This is a genomic window from Ancylobacter sp. GW821-FHT10E12 (assembly GCF_058809335.1).
In genome coordinates this window covers 1-4,077 of sequence record NZ_JBXASN010000040.1, presented here as the reverse complement: position 1 = coordinate 4,077, position 4,077 = coordinate 1, and the positions used below count along the sequence as shown (strand labels likewise).

General features: G+C 62.3%; 5 protein-coding genes and 3 pseudogenes. 2 read left to right on the top strand and 6 right to left on the bottom strand.

What is annotated here, in order from left to right; all coding sequences use genetic code 11:
• From AC1RU4_RS26170 to AC1RU4_RS26160, 3 genes and pseudogenes are all read right to left on the bottom strand, one after another.
• Positions 1 to 282 (bottom strand): annotated as a pseudogene (locus tag AC1RU4_RS26170) (hypothetical protein); the annotation flags it as partial.
• A 55-nt stretch (positions 283 to 337) separates the two neighbouring features.
• Positions 338 to 685, bottom strand: a complete 348-nt coding sequence (tnpB, locus tag AC1RU4_RS26165) for an IS66 family insertion sequence element accessory protein TnpB (protein WP_492894779.1) — start codon at positions 683 to 685, stop codon at positions 338 to 340.
• Positions 682 to 1,080 (bottom strand): transposase, encoded by a 399-nt coding sequence (locus AC1RU4_RS26160; RefSeq protein ID WP_492894777.1) that lies wholly within the window; start codon positions 1,078 to 1,080, stop codon positions 682 to 684. Before AC1RU4_RS26160 ends, tnpB begins: the two co-directional genes overlap by 4 nt.
• Positions 1,081 to 1,140: 60 nt before the next feature.
• Between AC1RU4_RS26160 and AC1RU4_RS26155 the strand changes: the two genes are divergently transcribed.
• On the top strand, positions 1,141 to 1,572 hold the full coding sequence (locus tag AC1RU4_RS26155; RefSeq protein WP_492894775.1) for a hypothetical protein: 432 nt from the start codon (positions 1,141 to 1,143) through the stop codon (positions 1,570 to 1,572).
• Here AC1RU4_RS26155 and AC1RU4_RS26150 read toward each other — a convergent pair.
• Together AC1RU4_RS26150 and AC1RU4_RS26145 are read right to left on the bottom strand one after the other, a co-directional pair.
• Positions 1,526 to 2,080, bottom strand: coding sequence for a hypothetical protein (locus tag AC1RU4_RS26150; protein ID WP_492894773.1), 555 nt, complete (start codon positions 2,078 to 2,080; stop codon positions 1,526 to 1,528). The genes AC1RU4_RS26155 and AC1RU4_RS26150 overlap by 47 nt on opposite strands.
• Positions 2,081 to 2,674: 594 nt before the next feature.
• Positions 2,675 to 2,887 carry a hypothetical protein gene (locus tag AC1RU4_RS26145; RefSeq protein ID WP_492894781.1) on the bottom strand — a complete coding sequence of 71 codons (213 nt, stop codon included), beginning with the start codon at positions 2,885 to 2,887 and terminating at the stop codon, positions 2,675 to 2,677.
• Between the two features lie 102 nt (positions 2,888 to 2,989).
• On the opposite strand from AC1RU4_RS26145, the pseudogene AC1RU4_RS26140 reads away from it, so the two are divergent.
• A pseudogene (locus tag AC1RU4_RS26140) lies at positions 2,990 to 3,247 on the top strand (IS110 family transposase); the annotation flags it as partial.
• A gap of 479 nt (positions 3,248 to 3,726) precedes the next feature.
• On the opposite strand, the pseudogene AC1RU4_RS26135 reads toward AC1RU4_RS26140, so the two are convergent.
• Positions 3,727 to 3,828, bottom strand: a pseudogene (locus AC1RU4_RS26135) (IS5/IS1182 family transposase); the annotation flags it as partial.
• Between the last annotated feature and the right edge of the window lie 249 nt (positions 3,829 to 4,077).

Genomic DNA, 4,077 nt, shown 5'->3' with positions numbered 1-4,077 from the left:
TTGCGTCGTGCCATCGGGAACCTCCATCAGCTCCAGTATGGCCGCCCTGCACACGAAATTCCTGACAGTCCCGTCGAGCAGCCGTGCCTTGCGCTCCGAGCGCGTGCCGTAGAGCTCGCGACGGAGCTTCTCGACCTCCAGCTTCAGCCGCGCGATGAGGGCATCTGTGCTGCTGTTCGCAGCACGCTCCCGAGCGACGCTCGCCTCGGCCTCAAGCCGCGCGGCACGCTCCGCCAGGATCATGGCGTGGGCCGCGGCAAGGTCGCTCGGCAACGGATCCATCGGGCTCGACATAGGGGAATGGAATCATATCCGCCGCCCCTACGCCGCGCCCAAATCACCCTGACGCGCCAGATCGCCACGTCCTCTGCGGATGCCGCCAGTCGATGCCTTCCAGCAGGTAGCCGAGTTGCGCCGGTGTGATCGTCACCACACCGTCGGCCGGCGACGGCCACAGGAAGCGACCCCGCTCCAGCCGCTTCGCGAACAGGCACGCACCCTGGCCATCGTGCCAGATCACCTTCACCAGATCGCCGCGCCGACCTCGGAATACGAACAGGTGTCCGTCATGGGGATCGCGCCGCAGAACTTCCTGGACCTGCAATGCCAGCCCCGCGAAGCCCTTCCTCATATCGGTATGGCCCGTCGCCAGCCACACCCGCACCCCGCTCGGAACTGGGATCATCGCCGGACTCTCGACAGCCCGCTGGCAATCGCCACCACGAACTCCACCGACGACCCGACAGGCAGCCTAACCGTCACACCACCGGCCGACACGATCTCGATCGGGGTGTCGATAGCGGCAGTGCTTGATGCGGAACACTTCTTCGGATGATCCATATCCGGCATCGGTGCTGGAAGTGCCTTCGGTGGATCAACGACCTTCACCGCCACAAGTCCTGCTGGCTCCATCCGCTCGGAGAGGCGTTCGCGCCACCGGTAAATCTGCTGCGCCTGGATACCGTGGCGCTTCGCCGTCCCGATGACGTTGCCGCTCGCGGCCGCCTCCTGGACGACGACCCGCTTCTCGGCCCAACTCCAGCGCCGACGCCGCACATAGGTCTCCTCAACATCCACCATCCGTCTCCAGCACTGCTGCCGGCACTACTGCCAGATCAGAGAACCGGAAGGCTGGGCACGTTGCACCAGGCAGACAAGGCGGCCTTCGGCGGACGGCTACTCGGCTCCATTACCCGGCCCTATTATGTGTCGAACCAAAACGGCCCGGCCATCGCCGATCCACTGCGTAATACGGTCGGCATCACTGTGAACCACAACTCCTCGACGACCCTAGATTTCTTCTCGGCGCGGTGGACAGGCTCGGCAGCCAACTCGGGTAGCACCAACGTCGCCGACACACTTGCGGCGCTTGGCTACATCGAGGCGCGATGCAGCAACACTTACCGCTCGTTGCGTCAGCGCACGGCCGGCCAGCTAGGAGAGGTTTGCGTGATGGATGCGCTCACCCAACTCTTCTGCCGACGTATGGATGCTCTCCACATGTTAGGCAAGCGGCGAAGGCGGCTCAGCCATACCAGGCAAGGTCCGGTGCTCGATCGACGCGCGCGATGAGCCTGTCGTACGTGTCTTCCAGGGCGGACATCCGGTTCTGCGGCAAGGTGTCTAGGACGGTTTCGCGCGGACGATAGGGAGGCAGCGTAAAATCCACGCCGATGAGCTGCGATAAGGCGCCTGCAAGATCGTGGATGCGTTCATATCGCACACAGGCATGGGGAATGCGGGTTGGGCGCGTCCATGCAAGGAACATCTTTTCATAGTTCAGATGGTCTTGAGTTAGTAAGTCCACTTGATCGGGGGTTAGGTGTCCTGCCCCGCAATTCGAAAAATGATTTACATCCATTCGGTTCTTCAATGTTGAAACGATTGAATGTCGTACATTTCCAAACATGAATACCGCAACGTCGACCCGACCGACAAAATCGTCAGGCCGGAACGAATGTGATTTGAGGTGAGGGCCGTCATAGTCCGCCGGCGTCGTGGCGCCGCGTGGCAACCCGGAAAGAGCCCTGAAAAGCATAGTCGTACCCGACCGCGGGATACCTGCAACGAGCACACGCATTGTGACTACCTAGCATGCATCGCGCGAGCGCGGGACGCTCACGCACGAACCGGCAGAACCGTAGCATGCCGGCTATATCGGTCACAATTAGCGGGCAACGGGCACCTGATGAAAAGCGGCCGGGCAAGTTAGCAGTTCCGTGCCCGGCCTGACCGGATGCTTCACGGGTGGAGCTCGGCATCTGGCTGGCTGAAAAGACCACAGCAGCGCCGCCCTTCGGAGCCGTCTTTCTTGGCGGCGGATAGACATTTGTCCCGGCGCTGTACCATCTGGGCATGGTGGCCAAGGTGAGCTGGAACGCTGCCTTCGGCATGCGGGCGGAGGGCTCGCCGGCCGTGGCTGAATGCCCGCGATGAGGCCGGGCACCAGCTGCTGCAAAAGGTGCCGGCGCGCTATATCCGGCACGTGGCCAAAGCTGCCGGCGCGCTATACCGGCCTGACCGGATGCTTCACGGGCGGAACTCGGCATCTGGTTAGTTGAAAAGTACCACACCATCGCCGCTCTTCGAGGCGGCTTTTTGTGCCCGTTCTGGAGATCGTACCCTCCGGCGAGGACTGCCTTGTCTGTTCGGTGTGACGATCTGGAAGCCCGGCCTAGTCATCATCGGCCACGGTATTGACGGGAATGTCTTGCTGCATGAGACCAAGCACAACGGCGCCGGCATCCTCGAGTCGAGCCCTTAGCACCAGAAGAGCCTCGTCGATGCCCGCGGCGGCGATGCTCATGAAACGGGCGTCCTTCTCTCCCGACGCCAAGATGATGGCGTTCCAAATAGGTCGCGGCGCCATTTGCGTGGTCCTGCCCATGTCCATCTCGTTCTCCGCGGTACCAAAGTCCCAAATATAGCAACCATAGGAACCGAAACTAGCGCTGCAAAAGATGCCGGCGATCACAGCAAAAGATGCCGGCGCGCTATATCGACGGGCGGCAAGACGCGGCTCGGCGGGGTCAGCAAGATGGGGCAGACCGACATCCGCCGGCTTCTAATCGTTGGCGCCATGAGCCGAATCCGATGGATTGTCCGCAAGGGCATCCTCCCGGAGAGCCGGCTAGGGCACCTCGTTGGGCGCAAGCCGCGCATGGTCGCCGCCGTTGCCTTGGCCAACAAGATGGCCCGCATCATCTGGGCGATGATGACGAGAGAACAGAACTACCGAATGGCGTGAGCCGGCGCCTTCCATCGAAGGCAACCCGGCAAGCGCCTTCGGGGTCCTCGGACCCCGGCAAGGAGATCGACTGACGACCTATGCGGCAAGGACTTCAATGTTCAGGACGGGGAAAACCAGTCCCGGGGCTCGAGCGCGAAGCTCTCTGAACCGATGTGGACCCTGTTCTTCGAACTGCATACCGGCCCCGTGGCGCAGGTCGCGACCAGAGGCCTGACACACGACCGATAGAAGCGCCAAGCCGCCGAAGCCTGTCAGAAGAAACCCCTTGCAAAACCGGGGGCATCCACACACGACCCGGGTTTGTCGGAGGTCCCAACTCCTGAGAGGATGGGGCTATGACGAGCAAGACGACGCACAAATTCTCGCCCGAGGTGCGTGCCCGCGCAGTACGGATGGCGCTGGATCATGAGGCTGCGGCTCGACGGAATGCAGGGTTCGATGCCTTTGTTGACCAGAGCCTGGCGGAACGCGGCGCTATCAAAACCGCGATCGGCGATGAGAGTTTTGGCGTGCGGCAATGCGTCGAGCACGAGGCTGGCGCCCTTGTGATCGCTCATTTGGCCTTCCGAGAGCAGCATGATGTTCGGGCGGCCGTTATCGTCGCAGACGATGTGTAGCTTGGAGTTCAGCCCGCCCTTGATGCGCCCGATACGACAGGGAACAGCCCCTTTTTGAGCAGGCTCGCCGCCGTGCGGTGGGCTTTGAGATGGGTTGCGTCGATCATGACACGCTCCGGCTTGGGCCCTTTCACGGGACTGTCAGGAATTTCGTGTGCGGGGCGGCGGGGTTGAACATCAGGCCGCCATGGCCCTTGTGAAGCGCTCGCC

Coding starts and splice junctions, on each gene's coding strand:
- tnpB (WP_492894779.1), bottom strand. CDS start 685: ATGATCCCAGTTCCGAGCGGGGTGCGGGTGTGGCTGGCGACGGGCCAT.
- AC1RU4_RS26160 (WP_492894777.1), bottom strand. CDS start 1,080: ATGGTGGATGTTGAGGAGACCTATGTGCGGCGTCGGCGCTGGAGTTGG.
- AC1RU4_RS26150 (WP_492894773.1), bottom strand. CDS start 2,080: ATGCGTGTGCTCGTTGCAGGTATCCCGCGGTCGGGTACGACTATGCTT.
- AC1RU4_RS26145 (WP_492894781.1), bottom strand. CDS start 2,887: ATGGGCAGGACCACGCAAATGGCGCCGCGACCTATTTGGAACGCCATC.